This window comes from Phyllobacterium sp. TAF24 (genome assembly GCF_052113785.1).
Taxonomy (GTDB): domain Bacteria; phylum Pseudomonadota; class Alphaproteobacteria; order Rhizobiales; family Rhizobiaceae; genus Phyllobacterium.
Map to the genome: position 1 here is coordinate 13,527 of NZ_JBFRDN010000023.1, position 16,039 is coordinate 29,565.

Genomic DNA, 16,039 nt, shown 5'->3' on the forward strand with positions numbered 1-16,039 from the left:
TGCTCAGGGCATTTGCACTTGATTTTCATGGCCTAAACCTCGATATCCAGCGCAGATTGGATTTATGAACGGACAGGATAGATGACTGAAGAAAAGAAACATCATGACGCACCCGATCTCGATCAGCGCGATCTGAAGAATCCGCGCGACCGTGATGCGCTGAAGCGTGCCGCCGATGATTTTCTGAAATCACGCAAGGCGGAAGAATACGCCATGGCGCAGGAAGAGGAAGACGAGGCGCAAGCCATCAGCAGCGCCGAACTGGACGCATTGCGCGCCGAAAACGGCGATCTGAGGGACCAGTTGCTGCGGCTAGCCGCTGACATGGAAAACCTGCGCAAGCGTACAGCACGCGACGTGCATGACGCACGTTCCTATTCGGTTGCAAACTTTGCCCGCGACATGCTGTCGGTTTCCGACAATCTGAAGCGCACGCTCGAAGCCATTCCGGCCGACGCACTTGCCAATGGCGATGCGGGTTTCAAAACCCTCGCCGAGGGCGTGGAACTCACCGAGCGTTCGATGATGTCGGCGCTGGAACGCCATGGCGTAAAGAAGATCGAACCACAGGGCCAGCGTTTCGACCCGAATTTCCATCAGGCCATGTATGAAATCCCCAACACCGACGTGCCGCATAACACGGTGCTGCAGGTGGCGCAAAGCGGGTTTGTCATTGGCGACCGCATGTTACGCCCGGCACTGGTCGGCGTTTCCAAGGGCGGCCCCAAGCAAGCTACAGGCGAAGGTCAGGCGGAGCCGGGCCCTATCAATCCACAGGCTGAAAAAGACGCATAATCAAAGCGCCTTCATGTAAAAAAGGGCCAGATACCGGTAACGGTGTCTGGCCTTTTTCATTTCGCTATTTACCGTCCGGATTGGCCGTGTTCTACCTCTGGTAAAAGGGGGAGCGGTCGATGACATTGATCCAGATATTCAATTATGCGGGCGTTTTTGTCTTTGCTGCCACGGGCGGTCTTGCCGCCTCACGCCGCCAGCTTGATATCATCGCCTTTGTGTTTCTGGCTGCGGTAACAGGCATTGGCGGTGGAACCTTGCGTGATCTCATTCTCGGGGTTCCGGTCTTTTGGGTGAGAGAGCCCGGCTATATCCTCGTCTGCGCCGCAGCCGCTGTCCTTGTCTATTTCTCCGCCAATCTGCTGGAATCGCGTTACCGGCTTTTGCTCTGGCTTGATGCGCTCGGACTTGCCGCCTACAGCGTCATGGGTGCAGCCAAGGGGTTGGCACTTGGATTTGATCCGGCGATTGCCGTTGTCACCGGTATTCTAACGGCCACATTTGGCGGCGTACTGCGCGATATTGTATCGGGGGAACCATCTGTGCTGATGCGGCGCGAGATTTACGTAACGGCAGCGCTTGCCGGTTCGGCCGCCTATACGATCCTCCTTGGACTTTCGGCAGGGCCGGAGGTTTCGGCACTGCTCGCCGCCCTCACCGCTTTCACGGTGCGTGGCGGCGCGCTGTATTTTGGCTGGACGCTACCCAACTATCATAAACCGGGCCGCACGCCTGAAGAACTCAAGCGTGACGGCATTGTGCGGTCAGAGTAATCCGGCCTGCTGCGCAGCAATCTTCAGGTTTTGTGCGGGACGCGGGCCAATCTGCTGGATGACAAGACCGGCTGTCAGCGAACCCAGTTTCGCGCAATCGGTCAATGACCGGCCATTGGTATAGCCGAACAGAAAACCCGACGCGTAGAGATCGCCAGCGCCTGTCGTATCGACCAGTTCGGCAATCTCGATAGCAGGAACCGCGACAGTTTCATCCTTCGAAACAACAACCGAGCCCTTTTCGGAACGCGTGATGGCGGCCAGTTTGCAATCCCTGCGGATCGCATTGAGACCCTTTTCGAAATCGTCGGTCTGATACAGCGATTTGAGTTCCGCCTCGTTGGCGAAGACGATATCAACCGTGCCGGAACGCATCAGATCGAGGAATTCCTCGCGATAACGATCGACACAGAACGGATCTGATAGCGTCATCGATACTTCACGCTTGTGCTCATGGGCAATTTTTGCCGAGAGGCGGATGGCTTCCTTGGCCCGGGGCGGGTCCCAGAGATAACCTTCGAAATAGGTCACCTTGGCTTCCGACACTTTTGAACTTTCCACATCTTCCGGTCCAAGCTCGACGCAGGCACCAAGATACGTGTTCATCGAACGCTCGCCATCGGGCGTTACGAAAATCATGGACCGGGCTGTGGGCGGCGGTGCTTTCAGAACACGCGTATCGAAGGCAACGCCCTGTGCACGGATGTCATGGGTAAAGATATGGCCGAGCGGGTCATCTGCCACCTTGCCGAAATAGGCAGCGCGGCCACCAAGGCTGGCAACGCCCGCCGCTGTATTGCCCGCGCTTCCGCCTGACGCTTCGATCGCCGGGCCCATGCGCTCATACAGAAATTCCGCACGGTCGGCATCGATCAGATTCATCGCATTTTTGATGATACCGTTCTTGACGATAAAATCATCATCCGTGCGGGCTATGATATCGACAATGGCATTGCCGATGCAAAGCACGTCATAACTCGACATGAAAACTCCAGGATTGATTCAATTGCAGTTCTTGGCCTCTCACGGTCCGATTCTGACATTTGCATGGTTCGCGTGATGTCAAATTCGTTCCATTCATTTGCCAAGTCCTAGCGGGAACGATAGGCGTTGACTACCCCCAATAAGTGTCACCGCCTTGTCTGTGCCGAAGTCGTTCCCTATGTCGGAAGTTCCCGAGTGGCCAAAAAGGATGATGGCACAATGATCTTTGAAAGCGCACGCGCCGCCGCAAGCCATCTGTTTCGGCCGGAATTTCGATCCGTGCTGTGGAAATCACTCGGGATGACCATTCTGCTGCTCATCGGAGCGTGGTTTGGACTGCGGGAATTGTTTGAAGTGCTGGCTCTGCCGTTTTTCGATCAGTGGATGCCAGATCTGCCATCCTGGGCCGGTTGGTTTGGTTTTATTGCAGCAATTCTTGCCAGCATTGTCCTTGCACTGGGGCTGGCACTGCTGATTGCTCCGGTTTCAGCCATCGTTGCCGGGCTGTTTCTCGACGACGTGGCGGAAGTTGTGGAAAAGTCAGATTATCCGCTCGATCCAAGAGGCCGCCCGCTGCCGGTGCTGCGCTCCTTCGTGCTTTCGCTGAAATTTATGGGCGTCGTCATCATCGGGAATATCATCGCTCTGCTGATGCTTTTGATCCCCGGTGTCAACATCATCGCGTTCTTCGTGGTCAATGGTTATCTGCTCGGTCGCGAATTCTTCGAATTTGCCGCCATGCGGTTTCGCCCGGAAATGGAAGCCAAGGCGCTGCGGTCAAAACATTCAATAACGGTGTTTCTGGCCGGTCTTGTGATTGCCGCCTTTATGGCTATCCCCATTCTCAACCTGCTGACGCCGCTGTTTGCAGCCGCCATGATGGTGCATCTGCACAAGGCGGTCGCGCAGTCGGAACCACCTGCCGCATTGCGCTAGAAGACTTGCGGCGGCAGAGGCACCAGCGGCGCTGGCATTTCTGATGTTTTCTCGGCTGATTTGCAGATATCGGCGATGACACAGGCGCTGCATTCCGGTTTACGGGCTTTGCAGGTATAGCGGCCATGCAGAATCAGCCAATGGTGGGCGTGATAAAGATATTCCGCCGGGATGATTTTCATCAGCTTGGCTTCCACCTGATCCGGCGTCTTGCCGGGAGCGAGGCCAAGCCGGTTGCCAATGCGGAATATGTGCGTATCAACAGCCATCGTCGCCTGTCCGAACGCCATGCTGAGCACGACATTGGCCGTCTTGCGGCCCACACCGGGAAGCTTGACCAGTTCGTCGCGATCATCCGGCACCTGACTGCCATAATCGCGGATCAGGGCTTCCGAGAGGGCGATGACATTCTTCGCCTTGTTGCGCCAAAGACCAATAGTGCGGATATATTCGCCAAGTTTTTCCACGCCAAGATCGCGCATTTTCTCCGGCGTGTCGGCCACTTTGAACAGGGCGCGTGTTGCCTTGTTGACACCGATATCGGTTGCCTGAGCGGAAAGCGCAACCGCGACAAGCAGTGTGAAGGCGTTGACATGTTCCAACTCGCCCTTGGGTTCCGGGCGCTGGATGGAGAACCGGCGAAAAATCTCATGAATCTCATCAGCCGTATAGCGCGTACCCGCGACAAGACGTGGCTTCTTTGCCGGTTTTCCGGCAATCGCACTCACGTCAATCTGATCAACTTTGCTCTTGGGATTTTCCATGACCCTTCTATACTCAAGCGTCATGAGCCAAACAATGAACCCAATTGACGCTGCCGTGCGCAATGAAGAGGAAATTTTCCGCGCCCTTCTTGTGCCGCATCGCTCGCTTGGACAAAAAGGGTTTCTCATTGTCATGGCCGCTATTGGCGGCTCCAGTTTTCTGACCGGACTGTTTTTCCTTTCGCTCGGCGCATGGCCTGTTTTCGGCTTCTTCGGGCTTGATGTGCTTTTGGTCTACCTTGCCTTCCGCATGAATTATTCGGCAGCGAAAGCCCATGAAGAGGTCAGCGTTTCGCGCATAACATTGCAGATCAAACAGGTAGCGCCATCGGGACGGACGAAACTACACGAGTTCAACCCCTTCTGGACGCGGTTCAGCGTGGCCCGTCATGAGGAAATTGGCATTACGTCCATGCGCGTCGAGGGACAGGGAAAGGCCGTTACAATCGGCTCATTTCTCAATCCCGATGACCGCGAAAGCTTTGCATCGGCCTTTACGCGTGCTCTGGCAACAGCCAAGGGCCGGTAGTTTTCACAAGGTGCAAGAATCGGGTGGCAGATCAGGCACCTGCATGGTCATATGACACTCAACAGAGCAGTTTGTGTCCATCGTAGATGCATAGAATGCTTGAAACGAATTGAAAGCCTGAACCGGCCTTGGCGATGTAACGCACCCGGCACAGGCCTGAATGAGGTAAAGATCATGAAACCCCATGCCATACTTCAAAATGACATCACGCCGACAGGCAATGACTATGCCATCGTCAGCCATATCATCGAGCGAATCAGCGAGGATTATCGCGATCAACCATCGCTTGAAACACTGGCCAAGGATGCGGGTCTATCGCCGACAGCATTGCAGAAGCTTTTCACCCGCTGGGCCGGTCTGTCACCGAAAGGCTTTTTGCAGGCAGTGACCATCGATCATGCACGGCGCCTGCTTGACGAAGGAATGCCCCTGCTTGAAACGGCCTATGAAACAGGCCTTTCCGGTCCGAGCCGCCTGCATGACTTGTTTGTCACCCATGAAGGCATGTCCCCCGGCGATTACAAGACGCGCGGCGCGGGGCTCATCGTCCGCTATGGTTTCCATATCTCGCCATTCGGGCGCGCACTGGTCATGGTGACGGATCGCGGCCTCGCCGGTCTGGCCTTTGCCGATCAGGGCCAGGAGCGCGAAGCTTTAGGCGATATGACATCGCGCTGGCCCAATGCCACCTATGTGGAGGATCTCAACGCAACATCACCCTATGCGGCGCGGGTATTCGATCCGGCTGAATGGCGCTCCGACAGGCCGCTGAAGGTTGTCATGATCGGAACGGACTTCCAGCTTCGCGTCTGGGAAGCCCTGTTGAAGGTTCCTATGGGCAGGGCTTGTGCCTATTCGGATATTGCTCAGGACATCGGCTCCCCCAAGGCTTCCCGTGCTGTCGGCGCAGCTGTAGGTGCCAATCCGCTCTCCTTTGTGGTTCCGTGTCATCGCGCCGTTGGAAAATCGGGCGCTCTGACCGGCTACCACTGGGGCCTGACCCGCAAACGCGCCATTCTGGGCTGGGAAGCCGGACAGATGGGCGACCCTGACCAGCTCGATATGGCGCGCTCCGGCTGATTGCCACATCCTCCCGCAGACAAAAAAGCCCGGCAGAAATGCCGGGCTTTTCATTTTTCCAAGAAACTTTCGAGCAGGCCTTGACCTTCCAGTTACTGGAAAGATTACCTTTGCATCACTATCTCATTACCCATGTCGAAAGTTCTATCATGAAACATGACCATTCCGCCCATCACAATCATGCCCATGACACCCACGGGCATAGCTGTTGCAGCACGCATAAGGATGAGACGGATGTCGTCCGTGATCCCGTATGCGGCATGCTGGTGGACCCTGCTGCGGGTAAGCCCACGGCTGAGCATGCGGGCCGCGTGTTTCATTTCTGCTCGGCCGGTTGCCATAGCAAATTCGTTGCCCATCCCGAATCTTATCTGACTGCGGTTGATCCAGTCTGCGGCATGACTGTCGACCGGGCGACGGCCAGCCATTTTTTGCGGCACGACAATGAAAAATATTATTTCTGCTCGGCAAGCTGCATGGCAAAGTTTGAGAAGGCACCTGAAGATTATCTCGGTGACCGGCCAGCGCCAAAGCCTGTGCCCGCAGGCACGCAATATACTTGCCCGATGCATCCGGAAATCATCAAAGATGGTCCCGGCGCGTGCCCGCTTTGCGGCATGGCTCTGGAGCCGATGGGTATACCGACAGGCGATGAAGGCCCCAACCCTGAACTCGTTGATTTCACCCGCCGGTTCTGGATCAGCGCGCTGTGTTCTGTACCACTGCTGTTGATCACGATGGGCCCGATGCTTGGCTTGCCGTTCCGTGAATGGATTGGCGAAAGCCGCGCAGGATGGCTGGAGTTTGTATTGGCAACCCCTGTTGTTCTGTGGGCAGCCATACCATTCTTTGAAAGGGCATGGGCTTCCTTCGTTAATCGCAGCCCGAATATGTGGACGCTGATCGCAATCGGTGTCGGCGCTGCCTATGCTTTCAGTGTCGTAGCGACACTGTTTCCCGACATTTTTCCGCATGCATTCCGTATGCATGGCGGTGCTGTGCCGGTTTATTTCGAAGCCGCTGCCGTTATCGTTACACTGGTATTCCTCGGGCAAATTCTCGAGCTGAAAGCGCGTGAACGTACAGGCTCGGCGATCCGCGCATTGCTCGATCTTGCACCAAAAACAGCGCGCCGCGTGGCTGCTGATGGCACGGAAAACGATATTCCGCTGGATGAGGTGGTGGCCGGAGACCGGTTGCGGGTGCGTCCAGGCGAAAGCGTTCCCGTGGATGGCATCGTCTTGGAAGGCCGTTCTTCCATAGACGAATCCATGCTCACGGGCGAACCGCTCCCCACCGAAAAGACCGAGAACGATATGGTGACGGGCGGCACGCTTAATCGCAACGGCACGCTGCTGATCAAGGCGGAAAAGGTGGGCGCCGATACGGTCCTGTCGCAGATCGTCGGCATGGTTGCGACCGCCCAGCGCTCACGCGCGCCCATTCAGGGACTGGCGGACCGGGTGGCCAGCTATTTTGTACCGGCGGTGGTCCTCGTTGCCATTGTTTCGTTTATTGCATGGGCATGGTTCGGGCCTGAACCCGGCATGATCTATGGCCTTGTGGCTGCTGTTTCGGTGCTGATCATCGCCTGCCCCTGTGCGCTGGGTCTTGCGACCCCCATGTCGATCATGACCGCCACGGGACGAGGTGCGCTGGCCGGTGTTTTGATCAAGGATGCGGAAGCGCTGGAGCGCTTTGCCGGCGTCGATACGCTGATCGTCGACAAAACAGGCACTCTGACCGAAGGCAAACCGAAACTCACCGATATCGTTTCGGCCGGTCCACTGCCTGACGACCAATTGCTCGTCCTTGCGGCGACACTCGAAACGGGTTCGGAACATCCGCTTGCCGAAGCCATTGTCGAGGGTGCGAAGACACGCAATCTCGCTTTGCTCAAGGCGGAGCAATTTGAGGCGATCACGGGTAAGGGCGTTTCCGGTACCGTTGAGAAATGGACTGTCGCCTTGGGCAACAGAGCGATGATGCAGGATATCGGCGCTGATATCGCTTCCTTGAGCGGCAAGGCGGATACATTGCGCGCAGGCGGCAAGAGCGTTCTTTTCATTGCCGTCGATGGCAAGGCTGCCGGTATCATTGCCGTGGCTGATCCCATCAAGTCCACAACGGCGGAAGCCATCCGCCTTCTGCATAAGGCTGGCCTCAAGATCATCATGGCCACCGGTGACAACCGTATAACAGCACAGTCGGTTGCTTCACAGCTCGGCATTGATGAGGTGCGCGCGGACATGCTGCCCGAGAGCAAGAAACAGCTGGTCGATGAGTTGCGGGCAAAGGGTGCAAAGATTGCCATGGCCGGTGACGGCGTCAACGATGCGCCTGCGCTTGCGGCAGCCGATGTCGGCATTGCCATGGGCACCGGTGCGGATGTAGCCATGGAAAGCGCCGGTATCACCCTGGTGAAGGGCGATCTTAACGGCATTGTCCGCGCCCGTCATCTGGCTGACGCAACGATCCGCAACATCAAGCAGAACCTGTTCTTCGCCTTCGTCTATAATGTGCTTGGTGTGCCGGTTGCAGCCGGTGTTCTCTACCCCGTCTTCGGGGCAATGCTTTCACCCATGCTGGCAGCAGCGGCAATGAGCCTTTCTTCCGTATCGGTTATTGCCAATGCATTGCGGCTGCGCACGCTGAAACTGTGAGGTTCCCATGAATATCGGCAATGCATCGGAAAAATCAGGTCTGCCACCCAAGACCATTCGCTATTATGAGGATATCGGGCTGCTCAAGCCCGACAGATCAGACAATGGCTATCGGGACTATTCGATGTCGGATGTGCACAAGCTGCGTTTTCTGCAACGCTCACGCGGCCTTGGATTTTCCGTGGAAGAATGCCGTCAGCTTCTGGCGCTTTACGAAGACAAGGAGCGCGCGAGTTCCGATGTCAAAACCATAGCGAAAACGAAACTCAAGGAGATCGACCGCAAGATCACCGAACTGCGCGAGCTGCAACATACGCTGCAACATCTGGTCGCCCATTGCCATGGCGACCAGCGGCCGGACTGTCCCATTCTGGAGAGTATTTCCGGTACCGGTGACGCTTAGGCGATAGTGGAAACCACGTCTGCCGAGATGCGCAACTCGCGCAAGGGACGCACAACAGCTGTCGTTTCACTGTAGATCGGGTGTGCCTTATAGGCCGCCAAGGCTTCGGCGCTTTCGAATTCGCCATAGACAACGATGTCAATCTCGCCGGAGATTGGATCGGTCTTGGTGTTCTTCATGACCTCAAAAACGATGGAATGCGGAATTTCTCCAAGCCGTTTCAGGCGGGTGTGGATTGTGTCGACATCTTCGGGATTGCGGGCACTGAAGAATACAATATGGCGGATCACGGTCGTTATTCCTGCTTGATCGAACTGGCGCGGACTTTTAATGCACCTGATCATAGCGTCAATAGATGTGCTGTCGCAGTTTGACCGGCAGCCTTGCCAGCGGACGTAATTTCTGCGCTGGTAGCTGCAAACACGCGGCATCCTGCCCTTGGCATTTTCGGTAAGCTTGGGGTAAACGTTCTGGCGTTTAACATGTCACCCGACGATCTGAAAACACCAATTTGAGGCGTATATGGCCGACTACGGTCAACAGACACGACCCGATCCTGATAAGCTGCTTGAGCTTGCCACGCGTGAAACGCGCGGCAAGCTGACCGTTTTTCTGGGGGCTGCTCCCGGCGTGGGCAAAACCTATGCGATGCTCTTGCGCGCGCGCCGCCTGAAAGAGGATGGCGTTGATATCGTCATCGGCCTTGCTGAAACGCATGGCCGCACTGAAACAGCTGAGCTTCTTGACGGGTTGGAAGTATTGCCACGCAAGCAGTTCGGTTATCGCGGCCGCTCGCTGGAAGAGTTCGATCTGGATGCGGCACTGGCACGTAAGCCAAAAGTGCTGGTGCTTGACGAGTTGGCTCACACCAATGCACCGGGCAGCCGCCACCCCAAGCGCCATCAGGACATTGAAGAATTGATCTGGCAGGGGATCGACGTCTGGACGGCAATGAATGTCCAGCATCTGGAAAGTCTGTCTGATCTGGTAACGAAGATTACCGGCGTGATTGTGCGCGAGACCGTGCCTGACGTCGTGTTGAAGCGCGCCGATGAGGTGCTGCTCGTCGACCTGCCGCCAGCGGAACTCATTGCCCGCCTGAAAGAGGGCAAGGTGTACCTGCCCGGCAATGCCGAGCGCGCTGCCGTGGGCTTTTTCAAGCCAGCCAATCTGACAGCATTGCGCGAGCTTGCGCTGCGCCGCACTGCCGACCGTGTTGATGACCAGATGATCGATCTGTTGCGGCAGAACGCCATTGAAGGCCCCTGGGCTACCGGTGAGCGGCTGCTGGTCTGTGTCGGTCCTGACAGCCTGTCCGACAAGGTTGTGCGCACTGCAAGTCGTCTCGCTTCCGGTCTCAATGCACGCTGGCTGGTGGTTTCGCTGACCAAGACCAGCGACGCCGGCATGGATATTGGTGCAAACCAACGGCTCGATGAGTTGCTTGATCTGGCGGAAAGACTGGGTGCGGAAACCCGGCGGGTGATCGCTCGGGATTTTGTTGATGAAATCTTCCGTATTGCGCGGCGTGAAAACGTCACACAAGTCGTACTGGGCCGCCCCAAGGGCAAGCGCTTTGCCAATCCGTTCCGCCGGTCGCTTCCCGATGAAATCATGAAACGCTTCACCGATGTGGGCGTGCATATTGTAACCGGCGACGAACAGGATAAACCCTACGTGCCGCCTGCGCCGCAAAAACGCTCAAGACGCGAGCTTGCGGAATCCATCGCCATTCCTGTTGTGGCAACCGCTGCAACGACACTTCTGGGGCTTGGCGCCAGTGAAATTGTGCATCCGCAAAACCTTTCCATGCTCTATCTGGTTGCGGTCATCCTTTCAGCCATGTCGAGCGGACGTTTCGCCGCCATCATTGCGGCTGGCCTGTCATTCGTCCTCTACAACTACTTCTTTATTGACCCGATCCACAATCTCAGCATCGCCAAGCCGCATCAGCTGTTTTCGCTGATCATCTTCCTTGGTGTGGCGCTGATGATCGGCGATCTCGCCGGACGTTTGCGTGATCAGGTGGCCCGGTCGCGTAATCAGGCCAAGAATACACAGGCGCTCTACGAATTTTCCCGCAAGCTTTCCGGCACCGCCCGGCTTGACGACGTGCTTGTGGCCGCCGCCATGCACCTGCATTCAACGTTTGGCACAGGCGTTGTTATCCTGCTGCCGGAAGAGGGTGATCTCTCGCTGCAAACCGCGTGGCCGCCGGACCTGACACTTGATAATACGGATATGACTGCCGTCCGCTGGGCATTCGAAAAGAATGAACGATCCGGGCATGACACAGGCACATTGCCGCAAATCCATTGGCAATTCCTGCCCATCCTCACATCGCACGGTGTCGCAGGGGTTCTTGGCCTTTCCATGCTGGAGCATCCGGCATCGCTGACCGAAAATGAGGACCGCATGTTGACCGCGATCCTGGATCAGACGGCAATTGCCATTGATCGTGCATTGCTGGTGCGGGAAAACGCCAAGACGGCGGCGCTGCAGGAGAGCGAACAACTGCATGCTGCGCTGTTCTCTTCCCTTTCGCACGATCTGAAAACGCCGCTGGCTTCGATCACAGGCGCGGTCACGACGCTGCGCGAGCTTGGCGGCCGCATCAAACCGGAAGGCCGTGATGATCTTCTGCTTTCCATCGAAGAAGAAGCGGGGCGTTTGACCCGCTTTGTGTCCAACCTCTTTGACATGACGCGGATTGAGGCTGGCACGCTCAAGGTCAAGAGCAGCCCCGTCGACGCAGCAGATGTCATCGTTTCCTCGGTGGAGCGCATGAAGAAGCTCAAACCCGGCGTTGCGATTGACATCAGCATTGCTCCTGACCTTGCAACGGCGAGTGGCGATTCTTCCCTGCTCGGGCAGGTGCTGTTCAATCTGCTCGACAATGCGGCCAAATATGGTGGCGAGGGCGCGATTTCGGTTTATGCAAAGCAAGATGCAACAGATGTGGTGATCAATGTCACCGATCAGGGAAAAGGCATTCCCGCAAAAGATATTGATCGGATCTTCGAGAAGTTCTACCGGCGCGTAAAAGGCGATGGAAGAGCTGCAGGCACCGGGCTTGGCCTCTCCATTTGCCGAGGCTTTGTCGAGGCCATGGGTGGTACAATCAAAGCCGAAAGTCCTGCTATCCGTAAGCGTGGCACGCGGTTTATTATCCGGCTTCCTATTTTTGACGAGACCAAGAACGAGGATACGGCTGCATGAACGAGAACCGCATTCTTGTGGTCGATGATGAACCGCAAATTCAGCGTTTTCTGCATCCCGCACTGACGGCATCCGGTTACGATGTCATCACTGCCACGACAGGTGCAGAGGCAGAGCGCATGATTGCGACAAGCGCGCCCGATCTCGTCATTCTCGATCTTGGTCTTCCTGACAAGGACGGCAAGGAAGTCATCAAAACTGTACGGGCCTTTTCCGAAGTACCGATTATCGTTCTGTCGGCGCGGGACCGCGAAGTGGAAAAGATTGCAGCGCTTGACCTCGGCGCCAATGATTACGTGGAAAAGCCCTTCGGCATTGGTGAATTGCTGGCGCGGGTGCGAACTGCCCTGCGTCAGAAAGTGGCCGGGACCAGCGTTCCCTCGCGCTTTGAGTGGAATGGCCTTGCTGTTGATATGGCGAAGCGGGTGGTCACGCTCAAGGGCGAGGAACTTCATCTGACCCGCAAGGAGTACCAGCTTCTTGTGCATCTTGTCCTGCACCCCGGTCTTGTTGTGACGCATCGCCAGCTTCTGGCGTCCGTGTGGGGCGCTGCCCATGTGGAAGATGTGCACTATCTCAGGGTTTTCGTCGGCCAGCTCAGGGCCAAGATTGAGGAAGATCCGAACCATCCGCAGTTTATCAGGACAGAGGCTGGCGTCGGCTACAGATTCATCGCCGAGTAAGGCGTTTCACTGCTTCTCCAACTTCCTGTCGACAATTGCTGGCAGCTTTGACAAGCTTCCGTCAATCCATCAACAACAGATTCGGGAAACGCCTCCATGACCTCATTCAGCGCGACGGTTCTATGGAGCCGTGCTTCAGATGCCATTTTTACTGACAATAAGTATAGCCGCGCCCATGTCTGGCAATTTGACGGCGGGGCGGAAGTGCCCGCTTCATCATCGCCGCATATTGTGCGCCTGCCCTATTCGGCGGCGGAGAATGTCGATCCTGAAGAAGCCTTTGTTGCCTCCCTCTCCAGTTGCCACATGTTGTTCTTCCTGTCAGGCGCCGCAAAGGGCGGTTTCGTTGTCGATGAATATCGCGACGAAGCATCAGGGGAACTTGGCAAGAATGAAAATGGCAAGCTCTTTGTCAGCAAGGTCGTACTGAAACCACATGTGACCTATGCTGGTTCTGCACCGGATCGAGCCACGGAAGAGCATTTGCATCACGAAGCGCATGAGCAATGCTTTATCGCCAACTCCGTGCGAACCGATATCAGCATCGATCTGGGATAAGGGAAGAAATATTATGTCAGAACTGAAAATCGGTGATGCCGTCAACACGACCTGCCCATGGTCGGGCGATCCCATCAAGGAAGATAGCCTCACCCTCTACAAGGGTGCCGTAGTGGGTTTTTGCAATACCGGCTGCCGCGATAAATTCGAGAAGGCGGTCAACCATTTTGAAGAAGCGCTTGTTCATAACAGGCACGAAAGCATTTAAATCAGCAGGCCCGGCAAATTCCGTTGACAAATTCAGGCGGCAGATATACTTAAGTGTATGCTTAACCAACAGACACCACTTGATCTCATGTTCCAGGCGCTGGCAGACCCATCCCGGCGCTTCATGGTCGAACGGCTGAGCCGTGGCCCGGCCTCCGTCAGCGAGCTGGCCAAACCATTGACCATGTCCCTGCCCGCCGTCGTGCAGCATTTGCAGGTGCTTGAGAACAGTGGCCTGATCCGTACGGAAAAGGTCGGCCGCGTGCGTACCTGCCATATTGAATGGACAGCCATGCGAACGGCAGAACAGTGGATGGACGAGCGGCGCAAATCTTGGGAGCGCCGGCTTGACCGGCTGGGCGATTTTCTCGCCAGCGATGACAATCAATAATCGGGAGCAGAAGTATGACCAACCGATCGGTAAAACACGATACATTTGTTATCGAGCGCAGCTATGCGGCGGCCCCGGCGCGGGTGTTTTTTGCCCTTAGCGATAAGACAGCCAAGAGCAAATGGTTTGCCGGGCCGGATGAGAGTGCCGCGAGATTCGAGATGGATTTTCGGATTGGTGGCCATGAAATCAACCGCGGCGGACCAAAGGGCGGTCCTGTTTATACCTATGATGCGGTCTATCAGGACATCGTGCCCGACCAGCGCATCATCTATACCTACGATATGTATATCGACGACAAGCGCATTTCTGTCTCGGTTGCAACAATGGAACTGAAACCCGAGGGAACCGGCACAAAGCTTGTCCTTACCGAACAGGGTGCCTTTCTTGATGGGCTCGACGAGCCAGATATGCGCAGACGCGGAACGGAAGAGCTGCTCGATGCTCTTGGTGCCTCGCTGAAGGGCGCGCCAGTCAACGCCTGACGGCTGCCCTCAAAGCGGATCACCGGAGCCGGTGACAATTGTCTCCACCGGCTCTTCTTTTATCCGTCCCTGACGCTTCAGCTGCTGTTCGCGGAAGAAGATGAACAGACCCGATGCGACGATGAATCCTGATCCTATCAGCATGGGCAGCCGCGGCACGTCGCCAAAGACCAGCCAGCCGAACACGATGGCCCAGAACAAAAGCGTATATTGCAGCGGCGCAACCGTGGCCGCATCAGCCATCTTGAGCGCGCGATTAACCAGCATATGGGCCAGCATAGCCACAACGCCGAGAATGCCCAACAGAACCAGATCGCGCGAGCTGACCGGTTTCCAGTCGAAATAGAGCGATGCCGCACCAGCAAGGCCGGCGCCGACGATCTGCCAGAATACCAGCGTCGTGTCGGGCGTTCCTCGCAGCGACCGTCCCAGCAACAGCATCAGCGCAAAGGTCATGCTGCCCAAAATCGAGATAATGGCTTGCGGTGTCAGCGCCTGTGAAGAGGGTTCCAGTGCAATGACAACGCCGATAAAGCCAACGACAATCGCGCTCCACCGCCGCCAGCCGACCGGCTCTTTCAGCACAAGGGGTGAAATCGCCGCAACGTAAATCGGAGCCGCCAGCCAATAGGTCATCACATCCGCCAGCGGCAGATAGACCACGGCAAAATAGAACGCAAAAATCTCGGCAGTTGACGCCGCAACCCGCGCAAATTGCAGGAATGGCTTGTCGACCTGCATGATTTTCTTCGGCCCTGAGAACCAGAGGAAGGGCGCAAGAACGATCAATGCCGCAACACTGCGAACAAACACCACCTGCCCGACGGAATAAGTCGATACCAGCCATTTACCCATCACATCGTTCAGGGCAAACATCAGCATGCCGAGCAGCATCAAAAGCACGCCGGTGCGCGCCAGAGATGGTTCGGACGTTGCAGAAAAGGCACCGGAGCGGGCGGACATGGGAGTTTCCTCGATACTGGTCTTTTTCAGACTGCTTTGATCGATTTTATCAAGCTAATCCAGTCGAAAACAGCAATCGCGGCGCAAGGCTGCAAAATAGTTCACCATTATGGCATTCCGGTCGCGCTTTGCCCGAAAGCTGCCCCTCTGGAATAAACCCGGATTCGGGAATATAAATCTGCGAGACTGATATTTTAGCTCAACGAAAGAATACGCTCATGCCCCGGGTTTCGCAGCTGTTCTTCAAGACCGCAACTGTCTTCTTTCTGATCGGTATTCTGCTAGGGCTTCAAATGGGCATATCGGGCGACCATGCGGCGTTCCCTGCTCACGCGCACCTCAACCTGCTTGGCTGGGTCACCAGCGCCATATTCGGCATTTATTACGCGCTCAATCCCGCCAAGGCCCAGGGTCGATTGCCGATGATCCAGTTCGCCGTCTTTACGATAGGCGTCATCATCATGATTCCGGCGCTGTATTTTCTCAATCTTGGCAACACGGCAATGGAGCCGCTTATTGGTATCGGCTCGTTTATCGTTCTTGCCGGTGTCGTGTTGTTCGCAGCCGTGGTTTTTTCCAACAAGGCTTAATCTGCTTCGCATTCTT

The 16,039-nt window shown here is 56.1% G+C and carries 19 protein-coding genes; 15 read left to right on the top strand and 4 right to left on the bottom strand.

The genetic code is table 11. The annotated features are described in order from the left end of the window. Positions 1 to 81 precede the first annotated feature (81 nt). The gene (gene grpE, locus AB4Y96_RS18590) at positions 82 to 795 is read left to right on the top strand and encodes a nucleotide exchange factor GrpE (RefSeq protein WP_091879169.1); all 714 of its coding nucleotides are present in this window, start codon (positions 82 to 84) and stop codon (positions 793 to 795) included. Between the two features lie 119 nt (positions 796 to 914). After that, positions 915 to 1,568 carry a trimeric intracellular cation channel family protein gene (locus tag AB4Y96_RS18595; protein WP_091879171.1) on the top strand — a complete coding sequence of 218 codons (654 nt, stop codon included), beginning with the start codon at positions 915 to 917 and terminating at the stop codon, positions 1,566 to 1,568. On the opposite strand, the gene AB4Y96_RS18600 is transcribed toward AB4Y96_RS18595, so the two are convergent. Next, positions 1,560 to 2,552, bottom strand: a complete 993-nt coding sequence (locus AB4Y96_RS18600; protein WP_441919019.1) for an adenosine kinase — start codon at positions 2,550 to 2,552, stop codon at positions 1,560 to 1,562. The two genes, AB4Y96_RS18595 and AB4Y96_RS18600, sit on opposite strands and share 9 nt — an antisense overlap. Positions 2,553 to 2,771: 219 nt before the next feature. Between AB4Y96_RS18600 and AB4Y96_RS18605 the strand changes: the two genes are divergently transcribed. Beyond that, entirely contained in the window at positions 2,772 to 3,488 is a 717-nt protein-coding gene (locus AB4Y96_RS18605) for a sulfate transporter family protein (protein ID WP_091880176.1), read from the top strand. Here AB4Y96_RS18605 and nth read toward each other — a convergent pair. Next, positions 3,485 to 4,252: an endonuclease III gene (gene nth, locus AB4Y96_RS18610; RefSeq protein WP_441919021.1), complete on the bottom strand. Its 768-nt coding sequence runs from the start codon at positions 4,250 to 4,252 to the stop codon at positions 3,485 to 3,487. The two genes, AB4Y96_RS18605 and nth, sit on opposite strands and share 4 nt — an antisense overlap. 34 nt (positions 4,253 to 4,286) lie before the next feature. Here nth and AB4Y96_RS18615 point away from each other — a divergent pair, with 34 nt between their 5' ends. The 4 genes from AB4Y96_RS18615 to cueR all read left to right on the top strand — a co-directional run bounded on the left by AB4Y96_RS18615 (position 4,287) and on the right by cueR (position 8,927). Then, positions 4,287 to 4,781: a DUF2244 domain-containing protein gene (locus AB4Y96_RS18615; protein WP_091879176.1), complete on the top strand. Its 495-nt coding sequence runs from the start codon at positions 4,287 to 4,289 to the stop codon at positions 4,779 to 4,781. A 174-nt stretch (positions 4,782 to 4,955) separates the two neighbouring features. Next, entirely contained in the window at positions 4,956 to 5,861 is a 906-nt protein-coding gene (locus AB4Y96_RS18620; RefSeq protein WP_091879177.1) for a methylated-DNA--[protein]-cysteine S-methyltransferase, read from the top strand. 149 nt (positions 5,862 to 6,010) lie between these two features. Continuing rightward, the gene (locus tag AB4Y96_RS18625; RefSeq protein ID WP_441919023.1) at positions 6,011 to 8,524 is read left to right on the top strand and encodes a heavy metal translocating P-type ATPase; all 2,514 of its coding nucleotides are present in this window, start codon (positions 6,011 to 6,013) and stop codon (positions 8,522 to 8,524) included. A 7-nt stretch (positions 8,525 to 8,531) separates the two neighbouring features. Continuing rightward, positions 8,532 to 8,927: a Cu(I)-responsive transcriptional regulator gene (cueR, locus tag AB4Y96_RS18630; RefSeq protein WP_227987505.1), complete on the top strand. Its 396-nt coding sequence runs from the start codon at positions 8,532 to 8,534 to the stop codon at positions 8,925 to 8,927. Here the strand turns inward: cueR and AB4Y96_RS18635 are convergent. Next, positions 8,924 to 9,217: a Dabb family protein gene (locus AB4Y96_RS18635; protein WP_091879180.1), complete on the bottom strand. Its 294-nt coding sequence runs from the start codon at positions 9,215 to 9,217 to the stop codon at positions 8,924 to 8,926. The genes cueR and AB4Y96_RS18635 overlap by 4 nt on opposite strands. A gap of 93 nt (positions 9,218 to 9,310) precedes the next feature. Here AB4Y96_RS18635 and AB4Y96_RS18640 point away from each other — a divergent pair, with 93 nt between their 5' ends. From AB4Y96_RS18640 to AB4Y96_RS18670, 7 genes are all read left to right on the top strand, one after another. Continuing rightward, on the top strand, positions 9,311 to 9,442 hold the full coding sequence (locus AB4Y96_RS18640; RefSeq protein ID WP_441919025.1) for a potassium-transporting ATPase subunit C: 132 nt from the start codon (positions 9,311 to 9,313) through the stop codon (positions 9,440 to 9,442). A gap of 7 nt (positions 9,443 to 9,449) precedes the next feature. Next, a complete protein-coding gene (locus AB4Y96_RS18645; RefSeq protein ID WP_441919027.1) occupies positions 9,450 to 12,146 on the top strand; it encodes an ATP-binding protein in 2,697 nt (898 codons plus the stop codon). After that, positions 12,143 to 12,829, top strand: a complete 687-nt coding sequence (locus AB4Y96_RS18650) for a response regulator (protein ID WP_091879183.1) — start codon at positions 12,143 to 12,145, stop codon at positions 12,827 to 12,829. The genes AB4Y96_RS18645 and AB4Y96_RS18650 overlap by 4 nt, the downstream gene beginning before the upstream one ends. A gap of 96 nt (positions 12,830 to 12,925) precedes the next feature. Beyond that, positions 12,926 to 13,387: an OsmC family protein gene (locus AB4Y96_RS18655; protein ID WP_091879185.1), complete on the top strand. Its 462-nt coding sequence runs from the start codon at positions 12,926 to 12,928 to the stop codon at positions 13,385 to 13,387. A gap of 13 nt (positions 13,388 to 13,400) precedes the next feature. After that, the gene (locus AB4Y96_RS18660; RefSeq protein WP_441919029.1) at positions 13,401 to 13,595 is read left to right on the top strand and encodes a glutathione S-transferase; all 195 of its coding nucleotides are present in this window, start codon (positions 13,401 to 13,403) and stop codon (positions 13,593 to 13,595) included. A gap of 57 nt (positions 13,596 to 13,652) precedes the next feature. Then, complete coding sequence (locus AB4Y96_RS18665) at positions 13,653 to 13,985, top strand: ArsR/SmtB family transcription factor (protein WP_091879186.1); 333 nt, start codon at positions 13,653 to 13,655, stop codon at positions 13,983 to 13,985. Between the two features lie 14 nt (positions 13,986 to 13,999). Beyond that, positions 14,000 to 14,470, top strand: a complete 471-nt coding sequence (locus AB4Y96_RS18670; RefSeq protein ID WP_441919031.1) for an SRPBCC family protein — start codon at positions 14,000 to 14,002, stop codon at positions 14,468 to 14,470. Between the two features lie 9 nt (positions 14,471 to 14,479). On the opposite strand, the gene AB4Y96_RS18675 is transcribed toward AB4Y96_RS18670, so the two are convergent. Then, entirely contained in the window at positions 14,480 to 15,433 is a 954-nt protein-coding gene (locus AB4Y96_RS18675; protein WP_441919033.1) for a DMT family transporter, read from the bottom strand. A 218-nt stretch (positions 15,434 to 15,651) separates the two neighbouring features. Here AB4Y96_RS18675 and AB4Y96_RS18680 point away from each other — a divergent pair, with 218 nt between their 5' ends. Then, positions 15,652 to 16,023: a hypothetical protein gene (locus AB4Y96_RS18680; protein WP_441919035.1), complete on the top strand. Its 372-nt coding sequence runs from the start codon at positions 15,652 to 15,654 to the stop codon at positions 16,021 to 16,023. Positions 16,024 to 16,039: the final 16 nt, after the last annotated feature.